Origin of the sequence: Microbacterium sp. YJN-G (assembly GCF_015040615.1) — a bacterium.
GTDB lineage: Bacteria > Actinomycetota > Actinomycetes > Actinomycetales > Microbacteriaceae > Microbacterium.
This window is the reverse complement of the sequence record NZ_CP060402.1, coordinates 2,875,531-2,890,526: the sequence shown is the minus strand read 5'-3', so window position 1 is coordinate 2,890,526 and position 14,996 is coordinate 2,875,531. Positions and strand designations below refer to the sequence as shown.

Sequence of the window (14,996 nt, the reverse complement as noted above, 5' to 3'; positions counted from 1 at the left end):
GTGCGTCCGCAGAGTCAGTCGCGCGGCAGCGCACCGGCGTGCGGGTAACCCAGCACGGTGCGCTGCTCGCGGCCGAAGGCCGTGGTCACCCGGTGCGCGATCAGCCAGCGGCCGTCGACGCGCCGGTAGGCGACGTCGTAGTAGCCCTGCATCTGCAACCGCAGGCCGCCCGGCGCCTGCGCCCAGTCGCCGTGGAACTGCAGATGGATCCGTGCGGTCGCACGGTCGCCGTCGACGCGCAGCTGCGGCAGGTGCAGCAGATGGATGCCGTCGAACGGCGCCGAGGTGCAGTACTTCGCGCAGTGCCTCGCGGCCCTGCACGAACGTCACCGGCGGAGCGTCGCCGTCGGGCCGGGACTGGTACACGCCGTCATCGGTGAACAGCGCGCTCCAGGCGTCGCCGTCGTGCTCGTCGAACGCGCGGGCGTAGGTGGCCTCGAGCTCGATGATCTCCAGCCGGTCCTCCAGCGCGCGCACGCGCTGCTCGATGCCGGTCATGACTCCTCCTCTGTCGCCTGGTTGTCCGGGACGCCGTCCGAGCGGATGCCGGCGGCGCGGCGCACCTTCTCGCGGCAGGCTTCGAGCGGGTCGGCGGGACCGCGCGCTCCGCGCGGTCCGGGGGATTCCGGCGCCCGCAGGCGCCCGGCATCCGACCGGGTCCACTCACGCACGGCCGTGCGCTCGACGATCCGCCAGCCCTCCGGATCGCGTCGCAGATGATCGAGGTAGCGGAAGCCGCTGGTGAAGTTGCGGGTCTCGTCGTCGGCGGGAGCGCCCCAGTGCACGGCGGTGCCGTAGGTCTCGGCGAACGCATGGTCGCCGAACAGTTCGGCGCGGTGGTTGCCGACCAGGTGCATGGTGCCGTCGAAGACGGCGGTGCGCTCGCGCAGCCAGGCCACGAAGCCGGCGGCGCCGCCCTCGAAGCCGGTGTGCCGGTCGATGCCGTCGTGGGCGTACACCGCCAGCACGGCCGCGTAGTCGGCTCGATCGATCGCCGAGCAATACCGCAGCATGAGATCGTGGATCTCGTGCCGGTCGGCGAACTCGTCGCGATGGGTCACGCCTGGTCCGGCATGTTCGTCCAGCCGCGGCCGGATGCCTTCCCGTACCAGCCCGAGGCGGCGAGCGTGCCGCCGTCGACGGGGATGGTGTGACCGGTGATGAACGCGGCGTCGTCCGAGGCGAGGAAGGTCACCACCCCGGCGAAGTCCTCGGGGTCGCCGAAGCGCCCCGCCGGCAGCCACGAGCGCAGCAGCTCGGGGTCGCGTCCGGCGAGCATGAGGGCCGCGGGCGTCTGCTCGGTGTCGGCGAGGTCGGGGGCGATCGCGTTCACGCGGATGCGCGAGGGGCCGAGCTCCACGGCAAGGCTGCGGGTGAACGCCGAGACTCCGGCGTTGTATGCGGAGTAGACGGCGTGACCGGGGATGCCGCGGAACGCCTCGACGGTCGACACGTTCACGATCGACCCGCCGCCTGCGGCGATCATGCCGGGCAGCAGTGCGTGCGTGACCGCGAAGACGTGCCAGAGGTTCAGCTCGTGCAGGCGCCGCCACTGCTCGGGCGGGCTCTTGGCGAAGAAGGCCTTCGCCGGGCGGAAGTCGCCGACGTTGTTGACGAGCACGTCCGCATGACCGTGATCCGAGGCGACGGTCTCGGCCAGCCTGGCCACCACGGCGTCGTCGGTGATGTCGCCGGGGATCACCGTGCACTGGCCGCAGGCTTCCGCGATCGCGGCGCGGGTCCGCTCGGCGGCGGGCTCGTCGATGTCGACGAGCACGACGTGGTCGCCGTCGGCGGCGAAGCGCCGGCTGATCGCGCCGCCGATGCCCAGTGCGCCGCCCGTCACCACGACGGTGCGGACGCGGGATGCCGAAGAAGGTACGTCGTCGTGAACCATGAAACTAACCTAGCATTTGGTTGGTAGGATGGAGAGGCCGGCGCACGGGAGCGCCGGAGAGCGGAGGAGCCACATGAGTCTGGTCATGGATTTCTCGGGCCGGGTGGTCGCGGTGTCCGGGGGCGGCCGGGGTGTCGGCGCCGGCATCGTCGAGGCATTCCTCGAAGCCGGGGCCGAGGTGGAGTTCTGCGGCCGCACCGAGCCGGCATCCCTGCCGTCGCATGCCGGCCGCACCGCCGGGTTCCGCGCTGTCGACGTGCGCGACCCCGATCAGGTCGATGCCTGGATCGACGCCGTCGTGAGCAGGCACGGCCGGCTCGACGTGCTCGTCAACAACGTCGGAGGCTCGCCCTTCGGCCGCTTCGAGGACGGTTCGCCCCGCTACCTGCAGGCGCTGACCGAGATCAACTTCCTCTCCGCGGCGTTCGCCTCACGGGCGAGCCACGAGCCGCTGCGGCGCACCGGCGGCTCGGTGATCAACATCACCTCGATCAGCGCACGCCGGCCGAGCCCGGGCACGGCCGTGTACGGGGCGGCGAAGGCGGCGCTGGAGAGCCTCACCCGCAGCCTGGCCGCCGAGTGGGCGCCCGAGGTGCGTGTCAACGCCGTCAGCTCGGGTCTGGTCGCCACCGAGAGTGCCGTCGAGCACTACGGCGACGCCGAGCAGTACGCGCGCATCGCCCAGACCATCCCGCGCGGGCGGCTGGCGCAGCCCCGCGAGATCGGCGACGTCTGCGTCATGCTCGCCTCGCCGTTCAGCGCCCACGTCACCGGTGCCGTGGTGCCGGTCGACGGCGGCGGGGAGTGGCCCGCCTTCCTCGCGCAGACGCCCAACGCCGACATCTTCACGACCGACCGTTCCCAGACCTCCGGAGGATCACCCTCATGACCGAAGCAGTCATCGTCTCCGCAGCCCGCTCGCCGATCGGGCGCGCCTTCAAGGGCAGCCTGAAGGACATCCGCGGCGACGACCTCGCCACCCAGATCGTGCAGGCCGCGGTCGATGCCGTACCGGGCCTGAACCCCGAGGAGATCGTCGACCTCATGGTCGGCTGCGCCCAGCCCGCCGGTCAGCAGGGCTACAACATCGGTCGCATGATCGCGCTGCAGCTGGGCTGGGACACGGTGCCGGGCACCACGGTCAACCGGTACTGCTCCTCGTCGCTGCAGACCACCCGGATGGCGTTCCACGCGATCAAGGCGGGGGAGGGCGACGTGTTCGTCTCCGCTGGCGTCGAGGCCGTCTCGCAGTTCGGCTTCGGCAAGTCCGACGGGATGCCCGACACGAAGAACCCGCGCTGGGCCGAGGCGGCCGAGCGCACCCGGCGGCAGGCCGAGGACGAGCACTTCGTCTGGTCCGACCCGCGTGAGGCGGGCGAGCTCGCCGACATCTACATCGCCATGGGCGAGACGGCCGAGAACGTCGCCTCGTACCGGGGCGTCTCGCGTCGTGCCCAGGACGAGTGGGCGGTGCTGAGCCAGAACCGCGCCGAGGCCGCCCGCGACCGCGGGTTCTGGGAGCGCGACATCACCCCGATCCAGCTCGCCGACGGCACCGTCGTCCGCACAGACGACGGGCCGCGCAGCGGCGTGACGCTCGAGGGCATCAGCGGGATGGCCCCGGTGTTCCGCCCGCACGGCACCGTCACTGCGGCCAACTGCTGTCCGCTCAACGACGGTGCCGCCGCGCTGGTCATCATGAGCGACCGTCGCGCCGCCGAACTCGGCCTGACCCCGCTGGCCCGCATCGTCTCGACCGGCGTCTCGGCGCTCTCGCCCGAGATCATGGGACTGGGGCCGGTGGATGCCGTCGGCCGCGCGCTCGCGCACGCCGGCATGTCGATCTCCGACATCGACCTGATGGAGATCAACGAGGCGTTCGCGGCTCAGGTGCTGCCCTCGATCGACGACATCGGCATCGACCCCGAGAAGGTCAACGTCAACGGCGGTGCGATCGCCCTCGGGCATCCGTACGGCATGACCGGCGCCCGCATCACCACCACCGCGATCCACGCGCTGCAGGAGCGCGACGAGCAGTTCGCCGTGGAGACCATGTGCGTCGCGGGCGGTCAGGGCATGGCCCTGGTGCTCGAGCGCCTGAGCTGAGTTGCGAAGAAGCGGCCGGTCCCCGGGAGGGGGCCGGCCGCTTCGCCGTTCACCTTCAGGCGTCGGTGCGCAGCGCGGTCTTGAGGATCTTGCCGGTCGCGTTGCGCGGGAAGTCCTCGACGAAGACGAACTCGCGGGGCAGCTTGAAGTTGGCCAGGTGCTTGCGGCAGAAGGCCTCGAGCTCGGCGGCATCCGGGCGCGGGTCCGCGTCGTGCAGCAGCAGCACGTAGGCGCGTCCGACGGTGCCCAGTCGCGCGTCGTCGACGCCGATGACCGCCGACTCGTTGACGGCGGGATGCTTTCGCAGCACGTTCTCCACCTCGGCCGGGTACACGTTGAAGCCGCCGACGATGAACATGTCCTTCAGCCGGTCGGTGATCTTCAGGCAGCCGTGCTCGTCGAGCCGGCCGACATCGCCGGTGTGGAACCATCCGTCGGCGTCGATGACGGCATCCGTCGCCTCCTGGTCCTCGAAGTAGCCGAGCATGACGACGTCGCCGCGCAGCAGGATCTCGCCGTCGACATCGACGCCGGCATCCGCCCCGTCCTCACCGACCACGCGGATCTCGATTCCCTCGATCGCCGGCCCCGTCGTCTGCGCCGCGTGCTCGAGCGACTCGCCCTCGCGCGACATCGTCGCCACGACGCACTCGGTCAGGCCGTAGGCCTGCGCGACGGTCCGGAAGCCGAGCTTGTGCACCATGTCGTGGAACAGCGTCGCGGGGGCGGCGGTCGCCCCGGCGATGGCGAAGCGCAGCGACGAGAGGTCGTACTGACCGAGGCGCGGGTGGTCGATCATCGAGGTGAAGATGGTCGGCACTCCGGGCAGCACGCTGATGCGCGCCGACTGCACGAGCTCGAGCAGCGCATCCACGTCGAACACGGCCACCGGGTAGATCGTCGTGCCGGCCATGAGCGAGGTGATCATGCCGGCCTTGTAGCCGAAGCCGTGGAAGAACGGGTTCACGATCGCGTAGCGGTCTTCGGGCGAGAGGTGGGCACCGCGGCCCCAGGCGCGGGCGACGCCGAGGGTCTGCCGGTGCGTGCTCTGCACGCCCTTGGGGACGCCGGTCGTGCCCGAGGTGAACAGGATGTCCATGACGTGCTCGGGTGTGACGGCCGCCAGCGCGGCCTCGAGACGCTCATCGGTCACGCTCGCGCCGTCGGCGAGGAAACGGCTCCACGCGAGGATGCCGTCGTCGCCGTCCTCGCCGCCGTCGAGGGTGACGACCGTGTGCAGCGCGGGAAGACCCGGCAGTACCGGGCCCTCATCGCCGAGCTCGGCGGCGGCTTCGCGCAGCGACTGCGCGTACCGGCGGCCGAGGAACCCGTCGGCCAGCACGAGCGCCGACGCCCGTGAGCGGTCGAGGATCGTGGCCGCCTCGTGGCCGGTGTACCGCGTGTTCAGCGGGACGACCGCCGCGCCGATGGACTGTGCGCCGAGCATGGCGAGGATGAACTCCAGGCGGTTCGGCGCCCAGACCGCCACGCGGTCGCCCGGCTCGATGCCATGGGCCAGATAGCCGCGCGCCACATCGCGCACCCGTTCGTGGAGGCCTGCGAAGCTGACGGTGGTGTCGCCGTCGACGATCGCCGGGTGTTCGCCGCGGGCCGCCTGCTCCGCCAGCAGCATCGGGACGGTGGTGGCTTCCGAGACGGTCATGGACATGCTCTCCAGTATCATGCGTACACTCCGGATTGATGAGGGGAATGAGGATGCGGGACGGGCCCGGTATGGTAAACACTTGAACAAGCGCTTGTGATTACTGATCGTCCTAAGGAGAACGAATGGCAGGCAACGCCCGGAACAGCCGCAACGAGCAGGGCTCCGAGCGGCGCGAGCAGATCCTCTCGATCGCCGCGCACCTCATCGCCCGTCGCGGCTACTCGGCCACGACCGTTCGCGACATCGCCGATGAGGCCGGCATCCTCTCCGGAAGCCTCTACCACCACTTCTCCTCGAAGGAGGCGATCCTGCAGGAGGTGCTGCGCACCTTCATGAGCGGGCTGCTGGAGCGCTTCGAGCAGATCGTCAGCGAGGACGGCACTCCGCGGGTCGTGCTCGACAAGCTCATCACGCACGCCTTCGCCACCATCGAGAGCCAGCCCGATGCGGTCGGCCTGTACCAGAACGAGCTCGCCTTCCTGGCCAAGCAGCCCGGCTTCGAGTTCGTGCAGGAGTACAGCATGCGCATCGAGGAGATCTGGCTCGGCCAGCTGCGCGAGGGGCAGCGCGTCGGGGTCTTCCGCGAGGGGCTGGATGCCGGCATCACGTACCGGTTCATCCGCGACGCGGTGTGGTCCTCGGTCGGCTGGTACCGCCCCGGGCGCGGCCACACGGCGGCCAGCCTGGCCGAGAACTTCCTTCAGCTGCTCCATCAGGGTCTCCTGGCGGACTGAGCGCGATCCGCGTCAGTCCGCCACTTCGCGGGTGCGGTTGCCGCGCGGGTCGAGCGCCTCGCGGATGAGGCGCAGCTCTTCGGCATCCGGCACCCGGGTCGCGGGCACTCCGTCGACGTCGACGGGGAACCCCGTGCTGTCGATGACCGTCTGAGGGTCTACGCCGGGGTGGATCGAGCGCAGTTCGGCACGGCCGTCGGCGTCGAAACCGAACACGGCGAGGTTCGTGACGATCACGCCCAGCCGGTGATGCTTCAGCCCCGCCTCGCGGGCGCGGTCGTTGCCGACGCCCGAGACCATGTCGACGCGCTCGACGAACACGCGCGGGCTGTGCCGTGAGACCCAGTAGTCGACGCGGTGGTTGGCGGTGTTGCCCGGCGCCCCGCGCACGCCGATGAGCTGGCGGGTGGGACGATCCCAGTCGCCGATCAGCGAGATGTTCTGGTTGCCGTGCCGGTCGATCTGGCTCGCGCCCATCATGCTCTGACGGCGCCCGGTGGCGAGGATGTCGAAGATGCGCCGGAACGGGGCCCAGCCCTCGACGACGGAGTCCTCGGTCTCGGGAGCGCCGGGGGTGGGCGGTCCGCTGAGCAGGAAGGCCTCGCCGTCGGTGAGCACGATGTCGGGCGCCGTGGTGAGCTTGGCCAGCCGGGCGCCGAGCGTCGGGATGATGCCGACGGCGTGCGCCAGGATCTCCCCGGACTCGCGATAGGTGTCCGCGCACGCGGCGATGCAGATCTCGGCGATCGTGGCGTCAGTGGTCATGCTGCTCCTTGCGTGGCGTGGAAGCGGGCGACGGCTGCGTGGTAGCCGGCCTCGTCGGTCTGGAGGAAGGTGCGCTCGAACTCCGCCCATGCCTCGGGGTCCTTCGCGGATGTCGCGTAGTGACGCTGGAACGCCTCGTCGCGGCTGTAGTCCGGCTCGCACGTGGTGAAGTGCGCGCCTTGCGGGGCCTCGACGACGGCGGAGGCGTACATCCGGCTGAACAGCAGAGTGTGGAAGCTGCCCTCATCGAGCAGGGACGAGGTCGGCACCACCTTCTCGGCCGAGACGATCGTGCGCTGCGCGGCCATCGCGAGCAGGTCGTCGAAATAGGGATCAGGGCCCAGGTACTGGGCGTTGCCCTGCGCGTCGGCACGGTTGACGTGCACGAGCGCGACGTCGAGGTTCAGCGCAGGCATCGCCAGGTACTCCTCACCGGAGTAGGGCGAGGCGACCGTGCGCAGGTGCGGGTTGGCCGGCACGACGTCCGAGCCGAGTCCTGCGCGGATGGGCAGGAAGTCCAGGCGCGCGCCCGCGGCGCGCAGGCCCGTGACGTACATCCCCTCGTCGTACTCCTCGATCTCGAGCTCGCCGCGTTCGCGCGCCTGCGTGAACAGCGGGTCGAGGGGGATGCTGTCGAGCGAGACGAATCCGTACACGAGCTTGCGGATGCGTCCCGCCGCTGCCAGCAGGCCGACATCCGGACCGCCGAACGTCACGACCGTGAGGTCGGTGAGGTCGGTCCGCAGGATCGCGCGCACGAGCGACATCGGCTTGCGGCGCGAGCCCCATCCGCCGATCCCGATCGTCATGCCGCTCTCGAGCGAGGCGACGGCCTCGTCGATGCTCACTCGCTTATCTGACATCCGTGCTCCTTCTCGCGACACTGCGGGCGCCATGCCGTATAAACCTAGCGCTTGTTTGGGAACCACGCTACCATGGCGCCAGACGCCGTCGTCGAGGAGGAGACATGACCGCATCCGTTCTTCCCCGCCGCGCGCTCGGTGACGTCGAGGTCTCGGCCGTGGGGATGGGAGCCATGACGCTCACCCAGACCCTCGACATGGATCGCGCCCGCGGCGTGCACGCAGTGCACGCCGCGCTCGACGCGGGCGTGACCCTGTTCGACACCGCCGACAGCTACGGCCCCACCGGCGAGATGGGCGTGAACGAGCAGGCGCTCGCCGCAGCGTTGCGGCAGTGGCCGTCAGGCGCCGACGCGATCATCCTGGCGACCAAGGGCGGCCACACTCGTGGACCCAACGCGACATGGTGGATCGACGGCACCCCCGAACATCTCGCACGGGCGGCGCGGGAGTCCGCGCACCGGCTGGGCCTGGACGCGCTGCCGCTGTACCAGCACCACCGGCCCGATCCACGGGTGCCCTACGCGGAGTCGATGGGCGCGCTGCGCCGGCTCGTCGACGACGGGGTGGCCGTGCGCATCGGCGTCTCCAACGTCGACGAGGTGCAGCTGGGCATCGCACTGGATGTCGTGGGCGACGCCCTCGTCAGCGTGCAGAACGAGTACTCGCCGGTGCAGCGCTCCAGCGAGCCGGTGCTGCGCATGTGCGAGCGGCGCGGGCTGACCTTCCTGGCGTGGGGGCCGCTCGGCGGCATGCGGGCGGCGAAGGGGCTCGGCGTCGATGCGCCGGCCTTCCAGCGCGTAGCGCAGCGTCGCGGTGTCAGCGCGCAGCAGGTCGCGATCGCCTGGCTGCTCGCCCTGTCACCCCGGATGATCCCGGTGCCAGGTGCGAGCCGGCCCGAGAGCATCCGCGACTCCGTGGCCGCTGCGACCCTCGAACTCGACGAGTCGGAGCTGGCCGAACTCGCGGGGGAGGCCGAACTCGCGGGGGAGGCCGATCAGTGAGGCGCTTCGAGCAGCTCGACGCGCACGTCGTCGGGACCGCGCAGGTAGACGTAGCGGTAGCCCTCGAGCGGACCCGCTGTGCCGGTCATCACCGCCGAGAGCGGTGCGTGCCCGAGGGTGCCTGCGCGTGCGATGGCGGCCTCGATGTCGTCGACCACGATGGCCGGATGCGCGGCGCCGACGAATCCGTTGTCGGGGTCGATGCGCGGATTGTCGGCGTTGCGGTACTCGGCGAGCTCCAGGAACACCTCGTCGTGCACGCGGATGAAGGTCAGCACGACCTCCACCCCGGGGTAGCCGGTGGCCGCCTCGACGGACGGCCCGCTCTTGACCAGCGGTCCGATGACCTCACCGCCCGTCACCGCACGGTAGAACGCCGTGGCCGCCTCGGTGTCGCTCACGGTGATGCCCATGTGATGCAGTCGCGTCATCTCGTCTCCCGATGCCTGTTCGATTCCAACCAAATGCTTGTTTGCTAACCATCCCGGAGGAAGACCCATGAACGCAACCCCCGTCATCGACCTCACCGGTCGTGTCGCCGTCATCACCGGCGCCGCCGGCGGCCAGGGCCGCTCGCACGCCGCGCTGTTCCACGCGCTCGGCGCCCAGCTGGTGCTCACCGACCTCGACGGCGACGCGGTGGCCGAGTTGGCCGGCCGCTTCGGCGCGGATGCCGTGGGCCTGGCGCACGACGTGACCTCGGCACAGGCATGGGCGCAGGTCGCCGAGGCGGCTGAGAAGGCCTTCGGGCGCGTGGACGTGCTCGTCAACAACGCCGGCTTCTGCCCGGATGGTCCGCTGGCCGAGACCGATGAGCGCACCATCCGCCTCACCCTCGACGTCAATCTCATCGGGCCGATGCTCGGCATCCAGGCCCTGCTGCCGCTGATGCGCGACCGCGACGCCTCGATCGTCAACATCGCCTCGACGGCAGGCGTGGCCGGCTACGCGAACCGCGTGCCGTACTCGGCATCCAAGTGGGGTCTGCGTGGGGTCTCGCGTGCCCTGGCACGGGAACTCGCCGCTGACGGCATCCGCGTGAACTCGGTCTGCCCCGGCGCGGTCGACACTCCGATGATCACCGAGGACACCCGCGCCGGCGTCGGGTTCATCTCGCGGATCCCGATCCCGCGCGCGGGCCGCCCCGAGGAGATCTCGAACCTGGTCGCCTTCCTCGCCAGCCCCGCCAGCAGCTACTGCACCGGCCAGGACTTCATCATCGACGGTGGCCAGGTGGCGTGATGCCCTGCTACGAGTTCGACGGCGTCGTGCCCGTCGTGCACCCCACCGCGTTCGTGCACGAGACCGCCAGCCTGATCGGCGACGTCGTCGTGGGCGCGGGCTGCTACATCGGGCCGTTCGCGAGCCTGCGCGGCGATTTCGGCCGCGTGCTCGTCGGCGAGGGGTCGAACGTGCAGGACTCCTGCGTCATCCACGCCTTCCCCGGCAGGGATGCCGTGCTGGAACCGGCCAGCCATGTCGGCCATGCGGCGGTGCTGCACGGCTGCCGCATCGGCTCGTACGCCCTGATCGGCATCGGCGCGACCGTGCTCGACGGCGCCGAGATCGGTGCCGACGCGCTGGTCGCGGCGGGCGCCGTGGTCACCGCGAACACCGTCGTGCCCGCGGGCGGGATGGCGATGGGCTGCCCGGCGAAGGTCACCGGGCAGCTCGACGAGCAGGCGCTGGCGTGGAAGCGCAACGGCGTGCACCTGTATCAGCAGCTCGCGCAGCGCAGTCGTGAGAGCCTGCGACCGGTCGCTCCGCTCCAGCAGGAGGAGGCGGACCGGCGCCGCACGACGTGGTCGGCGGATGCCGCCGAGCCGCTGCACGTGAAGCGGTCAGCGCGCGGCTAGCACCCGCTCCTCGGCACGGCGGCGCAGTTCGGCCGCCGTGCCGAAGAGCTGGCCGAGCGCGTGGCCGCGCTTGAAGATCAGGTGCGCGTCGTGCTCCCAGGTGATGGCGATGCCGCCGTGCAGCTGGATGGTCTCTGCGGCGATCGACGCCAGTGCGCGCGAGCAGGTCGCCTTGGCCAGCGCTGCGAGCTCCAGCCGGTCGGGTGCGTCCGCGGCCAGCGCCGCGGCGGCCGCGCGAGCCGTCGTACGGGCGATCTCGGCCTGCACGTGCATGTCGGCGAGCCGGTGCTTCACGGCCTGGAACGAGCCGATCGCACGCCCGAACTGCACGCGCTGGCGGGCGTAGTCGACGGTCATGTCCAGCCCGCGTGCGGCGGTTCCTGCCTGCACGGCCGCGACGGCCGCCAGTGCGTGCGCGTGCACGGTCTCGAGCACGGCGGGATCCGGCTCGCCCAGGGGGCGAGCGGCGGCGGCATCCAGGTCGAGCGTCGCCAGGCGCAGGGTGAGGTCCATGGCCGGCGTCGCGGTGCGACGCACCGCGCTCGCGTCGGCGACCTCGAAGAGGCGCGGACCGGCCGGGGTGCGGGCGAGCACGATCAGGATGCCGGCCGCGGCACCCTCGAGCACGAACGGCACCTGCCCTGACAGCATCCACTCGCCGGGAGCGGATTCGGTGGCCGACGCGGCCGCGCGGGAGGGATCCCAGCGGCCGTCGGGCGCCGCCCATGCGAGAGCGGCGATCTGCTCACCGGAGGCGATCTCCGGCAGCAGGCGTGCGCAGGCGTCGTCGTCGCCGGAGGCGAGGACGGCCTGGGCGGCGATGGCGACGGACCCGAGGTAGGGGGAGGGGGTGAGGGCGTAGCCGAGCTCTTCGAGGGTGACCTCGGTCTCGGCGGCCGAGAAGCCGGCGCCGCCGAACTCCTCGGGGATCGCGAGCGACGCCGTGCCGATCTCCTCGCACAGCAGCGTCCACAGTCCGGCGTCCCAGCCGGTCTCCGACTCCACGGCGCTGCGGATGGCGGTGCTGTCGGAGCGCTCGGCGAGGATCGCGCGGAGCATGCCCGCCAGCTCGCGCTGCTCCTCGGTCAGATCGTTGCTCATGATCGTCCTCTCGCTCAGGCGGCGCGGCCGGGCAGGATCGAGCGCGCGATGCGCGCGCGGTGGAACGCCCTCGTGCCCCACACCGCGGGGAGGGCGTGCGCGAGGCCGAGCCAGATGCGCAGGGAGTGCTCGGAGGTGTAGCCGATCGCGCCGTGCACCTGCAGTGCCACGCGGGCGGCCAGGGCGGCCGCGTCGGAGGCCGCGATCTTCGCGGCCGAGACGGCGCGCTCGCCCTCGTCCATGCCGAGTGCGATCGCGGCGTTCCACACCAGCGGGCGGGCGAAGGTCAGGGCGACGCGGACGTCTGCCAGCTGGTGCTTGAGCGCCTGGAACTCGCCGACCGGCCGACCGAACTGCTCGCGCACCTTCGCGTACGACACGGCCTCGTCCAGCAGCCGCTCGCCGGCGCCGATGAGCATCGCGGCGGCGGCCAGCGCCGCCTCGTCTGCGGCCAGCGCGAGTTCCCGCGCCTCGAGCGCACGGGCCTCGCCCTGCGCGTCGAGCAGCGCCAGCCGGCGCGTGGGGGCCAGGGACCCGGCCGGCTCGCGCACGGCCGCCGGATGCAGCGCACACGAGCGCACCTGGAACAGCAGCTCGGCGGCATGCGCGTCCAGCGCTGCCGGTGCGAGCGGATCGACCGCGACGGTCGCGATCGCGCCCGCGACGAGCCGCTCCCTGGTGTCGGCGTCGACGAGCGCGGGCAGGAATGCGATGGACTCGATGTACGGGCCGGGGACGCCGTGATAGCCGAGCCGCTCGAACACGACCGCGAGGTCGCTCGCGCTGCCGCCGAAGCCACCGGCCTCCTCGGGAACCCGCAGGCCCGTCAGGCCCAGTTCGGCGAACTGCGCCCAGAGCGCCCGGCCGGCCTCGTCGTCGTCGGCCGCCCAGCGCTGGGCGATCTCCGAACCGCCGTGGGCTTCGACGATGTCGTCGATCGCCTCGGCGAAGGCGACCTGCTCGTCAGTGGGGAGGAATCGCATCACGCCCGCCTTCCGTCTCCGCCGCGGGGCAGACCGAGGATCCGCTCCGCGATGATGTTGCGCTGGATCTCGTTCGTGCCCGCGTAGATGGGGCCCGAGAGAGAGAAGAGGTAGTCCTCGGCCCAGCGTCCGTCGCGCTCGGCCTGCGGCCCGCGCAGCTCGGCCTCCGGCCCGAGGATGCGCAGAGCCGTCTCGTGGATGTCGACGTCGAGCTCAGACCAGAACACCTTGTTCATACTGCCCTCAGCCCCGACGGATCCGCCGTCCTGAACGGTGCTCACGGTCTGCCAGGTGTACAGCCGGTACGCCTCGGCGCGGATCCACGCGTCGACCACGGCATCCGTCTCGTCGGCCTCGGAACGCGAGGCCTGCAGGTCGATGAGCCGATCGGTCGCGGCGAGGAACCGGCCGGGGGCGCGCAGCGACAGCCCGCGCTCGTTGCCTGCCGTGCTCATCGCCACCCGCCAGCCGTCGCCCGGCGCGCCCAGCACATCGGCATCCGGCACGAAGACGTCGTCGAAGAAGATCTCGGCGAACCCGGTCGTGCCGTCGAGCTGGGCGATCGGACGCACCGTGATGCCCTCGGCATCCAGCGGGAACAGGAAGTACGTCAGACCGCGGTGCCGCTCGGCGGTGGGATCGGAGCGGAACAGGCCGAAACCGCGGTCGGCCCAGGCCGCCCGCGAGCTCCAGATCTTCTGCCCGTTGAGGATCCAGCCGCCGCGTTCCTCGTCGCGGCGGGCGGTGCTGCGGATCGCGGCCAGATCGCTGCCGGCTCCCGGCTCCGACCACGCCTGCGCCCAGATCAGCGATCCGTCGGTCATCGCCTTGAGGTACCGCTGCTGCTGCTCGGGGGTGCCGTGCTCGAAGAGGATCGGCGCGAGCAGCGAGATGCCGTTCTGCGCGACGCGGGTGGGGGCGCCGGCGCGGTAGTACTCCTCTTCGAAGAGCACCCACTCGATCAGCCCGGCGTCGCGACCGCCGTACTGCTCGGGCCACGCGACGACCGACCAGCCGCCCTCGGCGAGGGTCGCCTCCCAGCGGCGGTGGGCGGCGAACCCATCCTCGGTGTCCATCGACGGCAGCGGCCGTGCCGGAACGTGCTGCTGCAGCCAGGCGCGCGCCTCGGCGGCGAACGCCTGCTGCTCGGGGGTCAGATCGAGGTTCACTTCTTCTCCTCGTCGCGGATCGTGCGCACGTCGACGCCGGCGAGCGAGTCGCCCTGCACCTCGGCGTTGTGCGCGTGGGCGGCGTGGTGCAGGCCGAACACCGAGTCCATTCCTGCTCGCATGCCCTGCAGATCCTCGGCCTGGTTGACGGCCTTCTTCGTCAGGGCGAGTCCCAGCCGCGGCATCCGGGCGATGCGCTCGGCGATCTCGAGGGTGCGCTGCTCGAGCTCGTCACGAGGCACGACATGGTTGACCATGCCGAGCTCGTGCGCGCGGGCGGCGGGCATGCGGTCGCCGGTGTACAGCCATTCCTTGGCGGCGCGGGGGTTGGTCACCCAGGGGTGCGCGAAGAACTCGACCCCGGGGATGCCCATCATGACCACCGGGTCCTGGAAGAACGCGTCATCGGCGGCGACGATGAAATCGCACGACCAGGCCAGCATGAGCCCGCCGGCGATGCAGGCGCCCTGCACCATGGCGATCACCGGCTTGGGGATCTCGCGCCAGCGGCGGCACATGCCCAGGTACACCTCCGATTCGCGCGCGAAGCGCGAATCGACGCCCTGTGCGCCGACGTGGTCCCACCAGATCACGGCGCGACGCTCGAAGCTCTGGTCGATGTCACGCTCGGGGGTGCCGATGTCGTGTCCGGCGCAGAAGTGGTCGCCGTTGCCGGCGAGCACGATGGCCTTCACAGCATCGTCGTCGACGGCGCGGGTGAAGGCCGCGTCGAGCGCGTAGGTGACCTTCGAGTTCTGCGCGTTGCGGTACTGCGGGCGATTCAGGCGGATAATCGCCGTGGGCCCCGTGACTTCGTAGGTGACGACGTCGTCGCTGCCGGTCATCGCTGGC

At 71.2% G+C, this 14,996-nt stretch carries 17 protein-coding genes and 1 pseudogene; 6 read left to right on the top strand and 12 right to left on the bottom strand.

Features of this window, described 5'->3' with window-relative positions; genetic code table 11:
• Window positions 1–14: 14 nt before the first annotated feature.
• The 4 genes and pseudogenes from H7694_RS17810 to H7694_RS13910 form a co-directional block, all read right to left on the bottom strand.
• The gene (locus H7694_RS17810; protein ID WP_264674920.1) at window positions 15–260 is read right to left on the bottom strand and encodes a nuclear transport factor 2 family protein; all 246 of its coding nucleotides are present in this window, start codon (window positions 258–260) and stop codon (window positions 15–17) included.
• A gap of 31 nt (window positions 261–291) precedes the next feature.
• Window positions 292–498, bottom strand: a pseudogene (locus tag H7694_RS17880) (nuclear transport factor 2 family protein); the annotation flags it as partial.
• Complete coding sequence (locus H7694_RS13915; RefSeq protein WP_227468139.1) at window positions 495–1,061, bottom strand: nuclear transport factor 2 family protein; 567 nt, start codon at window positions 1,059–1,061, stop codon at window positions 495–497. The pseudogene H7694_RS17880 and the gene H7694_RS13915, both read right to left, overlap by 4 nt.
• On the bottom strand, window positions 1,058–1,897 hold the full coding sequence (locus H7694_RS13910) for an SDR family NAD(P)-dependent oxidoreductase (RefSeq protein ID WP_193597051.1): 840 nt from the start codon (window positions 1,895–1,897) through the stop codon (window positions 1,058–1,060). The genes H7694_RS13915 and H7694_RS13910 overlap by 4 nt, the downstream gene beginning before the upstream one ends.
• 73 nt (window positions 1,898–1,970) lie before the next feature.
• On the opposite strand from H7694_RS13910, the gene H7694_RS13905 reads away from it, so the two are divergent.
• A complete protein-coding gene (locus tag H7694_RS13905; protein WP_193597050.1) occupies window positions 1,971–2,786 on the top strand; it encodes an SDR family oxidoreductase in 816 nt (271 codons plus the stop codon).
• On the top strand, window positions 2,783–4,003 hold the full coding sequence (locus H7694_RS13900) for an acetyl-CoA C-acetyltransferase (protein ID WP_193597049.1): 1,221 nt from the start codon (window positions 2,783–2,785) through the stop codon (window positions 4,001–4,003). Before H7694_RS13905 ends, H7694_RS13900 begins: the two co-directional genes overlap by 4 nt.
• Window positions 4,004–4,058: 55 nt before the next feature.
• Here H7694_RS13900 and H7694_RS13895 read toward each other — a convergent pair whose 3' ends face one another.
• The gene (locus H7694_RS13895; protein WP_193597048.1) at window positions 4,059–5,672 is read right to left on the bottom strand and encodes an AMP-binding protein; all 1,614 of its coding nucleotides are present in this window, start codon (window positions 5,670–5,672) and stop codon (window positions 4,059–4,061) included.
• A 119-nt stretch (window positions 5,673–5,791) separates the two neighbouring features.
• On the opposite strand from H7694_RS13895, the gene H7694_RS13890 reads away from it, so the two are divergent.
• Window positions 5,792–6,403, top strand: coding sequence for a TetR/AcrR family transcriptional regulator (locus tag H7694_RS13890; protein WP_193597047.1), 612 nt, complete (start codon window positions 5,792–5,794; stop codon window positions 6,401–6,403).
• 12 nt (window positions 6,404–6,415) lie between these two features.
• Here H7694_RS13890 and H7694_RS13885 read toward each other — a convergent pair whose 3' ends face one another.
• Window positions 6,416–7,168, bottom strand: coding sequence for a CoA-transferase subunit beta (locus tag H7694_RS13885; protein ID WP_193597046.1), 753 nt, complete (start codon window positions 7,166–7,168; stop codon window positions 6,416–6,418).
• Window positions 7,165–8,031, bottom strand: a complete 867-nt coding sequence (locus H7694_RS13880; RefSeq protein ID WP_193597045.1) for a CoA transferase subunit A — start codon at window positions 8,029–8,031, stop codon at window positions 7,165–7,167. The genes H7694_RS13885 and H7694_RS13880 overlap by 4 nt, the downstream gene beginning before the upstream one ends.
• Before the next feature lie 104 nt (window positions 8,032–8,135).
• On the opposite strand from H7694_RS13880, the gene H7694_RS13875 reads away from it, so the two are divergent.
• Complete coding sequence (locus H7694_RS13875; RefSeq protein ID WP_193597044.1) at window positions 8,136–9,035, top strand: aldo/keto reductase; 900 nt, start codon at window positions 8,136–8,138, stop codon at window positions 9,033–9,035.
• Here the strand turns inward: H7694_RS13875 and H7694_RS13870 are convergent.
• Window positions 9,029–9,466, bottom strand: a complete 438-nt coding sequence (locus H7694_RS13870) for a VOC family protein (protein WP_193597043.1) — start codon at window positions 9,464–9,466, stop codon at window positions 9,029–9,031. The two genes, H7694_RS13875 and H7694_RS13870, sit on opposite strands and share 7 nt — an antisense overlap.
• A gap of 67 nt (window positions 9,467–9,533) precedes the next feature.
• On the opposite strand from H7694_RS13870, the gene H7694_RS13865 reads away from it, so the two are divergent.
• Both H7694_RS13865 and H7694_RS13860 read left to right on the top strand, forming a co-directional pair.
• Window positions 9,534–10,277 carry an SDR family NAD(P)-dependent oxidoreductase gene (locus H7694_RS13865; RefSeq protein ID WP_193597042.1) on the top strand — a complete coding sequence of 248 codons (744 nt, stop codon included), beginning with the start codon at window positions 9,534–9,536 and terminating at the stop codon, window positions 10,275–10,277.
• Window positions 10,277–10,891, top strand: coding sequence for a gamma carbonic anhydrase family protein (locus H7694_RS13860; protein WP_193597041.1), 615 nt, complete (start codon window positions 10,277–10,279; stop codon window positions 10,889–10,891). The genes H7694_RS13865 and H7694_RS13860 overlap by 1 nt, the downstream gene beginning before the upstream one ends.
• Here the strand turns inward: H7694_RS13860 and H7694_RS13855 are convergent.
• Genes H7694_RS13855 through H7694_RS13840 form a run of 4 tightly spaced genes read right to left on the bottom strand, consistent with a single transcriptional unit; the run spans window position 10,877 to window position 14,989 of the window.
• Window positions 10,877–11,992, bottom strand: a complete 1,116-nt coding sequence (locus H7694_RS13855; protein ID WP_193597040.1) for an acyl-CoA dehydrogenase family protein — start codon at window positions 11,990–11,992, stop codon at window positions 10,877–10,879. The genes H7694_RS13860 and H7694_RS13855 overlap by 15 nt on opposite strands.
• A gap of 14 nt (window positions 11,993–12,006) precedes the next feature.
• Window positions 12,007–12,975, bottom strand: coding sequence for an acyl-CoA dehydrogenase (locus H7694_RS13850; RefSeq protein WP_193597039.1), 969 nt, complete (start codon window positions 12,973–12,975; stop codon window positions 12,007–12,009).
• On the bottom strand, window positions 12,975–14,144 hold the full coding sequence (locus H7694_RS13845; protein ID WP_193597038.1) for an acyl-CoA dehydrogenase family protein: 1,170 nt from the start codon (window positions 14,142–14,144) through the stop codon (window positions 12,975–12,977). The genes H7694_RS13850 and H7694_RS13845 overlap by 1 nt, the downstream gene beginning before the upstream one ends.
• Window positions 14,141–14,989, bottom strand: coding sequence for an enoyl-CoA hydratase (locus H7694_RS13840; protein WP_193597037.1), 849 nt, complete (start codon window positions 14,987–14,989; stop codon window positions 14,141–14,143). Before H7694_RS13840 ends, H7694_RS13845 begins: the two co-directional genes overlap by 4 nt.
• Window positions 14,990–14,996 lie beyond the last annotated feature (7 nt).

Bases quoted from the DNA above. Each gene is read 5' to 3' on its own strand.
- H7694_RS13910 (WP_193597051.1), bottom strand. From the start codon at position 1,897: ATGGTTCACGACGACGTACCTTCTTCGGCATCCCGCGTCCGCACCGTC.
- H7694_RS13905 (WP_193597050.1), top strand. From the start codon at position 1,971: ATGAGTCTGGTCATGGATTTCTCGGGCCGGGTGGTCGCGGTGTCCGGG.
- H7694_RS13900 (WP_193597049.1), top strand. From the start codon at position 2,783: ATGACCGAAGCAGTCATCGTCTCCGCAGCCCGCTCGCCGATCGGGCGC.
- H7694_RS13895 (WP_193597048.1), bottom strand. From the start codon at position 5,672: ATGTCCATGACCGTCTCGGAAGCCACCACCGTCCCGATGCTGCTGGCG.
- H7694_RS13890 (WP_193597047.1), top strand. From the start codon at position 5,792: ATGGCAGGCAACGCCCGGAACAGCCGCAACGAGCAGGGCTCCGAGCGG.
- H7694_RS13885 (WP_193597046.1), bottom strand. From the start codon at position 7,168: ATGACCACTGACGCCACGATCGCCGAGATCTGCATCGCCGCGTGCGCG.
- H7694_RS13880 (WP_193597045.1), bottom strand. From the start codon at position 8,031: ATGTCAGATAAGCGAGTGAGCATCGACGAGGCCGTCGCCTCGCTCGAG.
- H7694_RS13875 (WP_193597044.1), top strand. From the start codon at position 8,136: ATGACCGCATCCGTTCTTCCCCGCCGCGCGCTCGGTGACGTCGAGGTC.
- H7694_RS13870 (WP_193597043.1), bottom strand. From the start codon at position 9,466: ATGACGCGACTGCATCACATGGGCATCACCGTGAGCGACACCGAGGCG.
- H7694_RS13865 (WP_193597042.1), top strand. From the start codon at position 9,534: ATGAACGCAACCCCCGTCATCGACCTCACCGGTCGTGTCGCCGTCATC.
- H7694_RS13860 (WP_193597041.1), top strand. From the start codon at position 10,277: ATGCCCTGCTACGAGTTCGACGGCGTCGTGCCCGTCGTGCACCCCACC.
- H7694_RS13855 (WP_193597040.1), bottom strand. From the start codon at position 11,992: ATGAGCAACGATCTGACCGAGGAGCAGCGCGAGCTGGCGGGCATGCTC.
- H7694_RS13850 (WP_193597039.1), bottom strand. From the start codon at position 12,975: ATGCGATTCCTCCCCACTGACGAGCAGGTCGCCTTCGCCGAGGCGATC.
- H7694_RS13840 (WP_193597037.1), bottom strand. From the start codon at position 14,989: ATGACCGGCAGCGACGACGTCGTCACCTACGAAGTCACGGGGCCCACG.